This is a genomic window from Mesorhizobium jarvisii, from assembly GCF_003601985.1.
Lineage (GTDB): Bacteria > Pseudomonadota > Alphaproteobacteria > Rhizobiales > Rhizobiaceae > Mesorhizobium > Mesorhizobium jarvisii.
Window position 1 is genome coordinate 1 of record NZ_QZXA01000038.1, and the last position, 417, is coordinate 417.

The window sequence follows — 417 nt, forward strand, 5'->3', positions numbered from 1 at the left end:
CCACTACGCTGTGCCTCCAGCCGTGCGGAAGGCATCGCCAGGGTTTCGGTGACTGGTGTGACGGTTTCTTCTATGACAGCTTGCGGCTTAAGATGCGCCAACAGTTGCGCGGACGTGACCGTGCTACCTTCGCTGACGATAATATTGCTTAACACGCCATCGTGCGGGGCCGGTATTTCCAGAATGACTTTATCGGTTTCCAGCTCGGCAATCACATCATCGCGTTTTACGTGCTCGCCTTCTTGTTTACACCAGGTTGTCAGCGTGCCTTCCGTGACAGATTCCGGTAATACAGGGACAGTAATTTCGATCATAAAATGTTCTCCTTATTATTTTTGTGCGCCTTTCATGGCTGAATATCTGCAAACGCAGCAGCAAGAAATTCGTCGATTTGTTGTTTATGTACACGCCCATACC

General features: G+C 49.9%; 1 protein-coding gene. It reads right to left on the minus strand.

Annotation, left to right across the window (positions count from 1 at the left end; all coding sequences use genetic code 11):
• Positions 1 to 314 (minus strand): biotin/lipoyl-containing protein (locus D3242_RS33195; RefSeq protein WP_342634151.1); only part of this gene is annotated, 314 nt, incomplete at its 3' end.
• Positions 315 to 417 lie beyond the last annotated feature (103 nt).